This window comes from Winslowiella iniecta, assembly GCF_001267535.1.
Classification (GTDB): Bacteria; Pseudomonadota; Gammaproteobacteria; order Enterobacterales; family Enterobacteriaceae; genus Erwinia; species Erwinia iniecta.
Window position 1 is genome coordinate 844 of the sequence record NZ_JRXE01000062.1, and the last position, 387, is coordinate 1,230.

At 66.1% G+C, this 387-nt stretch carries 1 protein-coding gene; it reads right to left on the minus strand.

Features of this window, described 5'->3' with window-relative positions; translation table 11 throughout:
• Positions 1-381 (minus strand): RHS repeat domain-containing protein (locus NG42_RS21585; RefSeq protein WP_052903075.1); only part of this gene is annotated, 381 nt, incomplete at its 3' end.
• Positions 382-387 lie beyond the last annotated feature (6 nt).

Consider the following 387-nt stretch of genomic DNA (forward strand, 5'->3'; position numbering starts at 1 on the left):
GTCGGTCACCGCCACCGCGTCGCCCAGTGCGTTATACTGATAATGCCAGGCGGCCCCGTCGGCCAGCACGTCCTGCTGAGGCAATGACCAGACCGGATGCCAGACCGTCAGCCGGGTCTCCCCGGCCGGACTGCACGCGGTGGTGAGATTGCCGCGCGCATCATAGCCATACTGCCAGCGCCCGCCGTCGGGGCCGGTGACGGCCCGCAGCAGTTCATCCTGCTCCGCCCACTCATAGCGCCATTCGGCACCGTACATATCGCGCCAGCCGGTGATGCGGCAGCGCGCATCCCACTGATGAAAAGAGCTGCCGCCGGAAAGGCAGGTTACCGTGGCGTGGCGCGCCTGCTCATCAGCGTCAATGATCCAGCTTTCCAGCATCTGCTG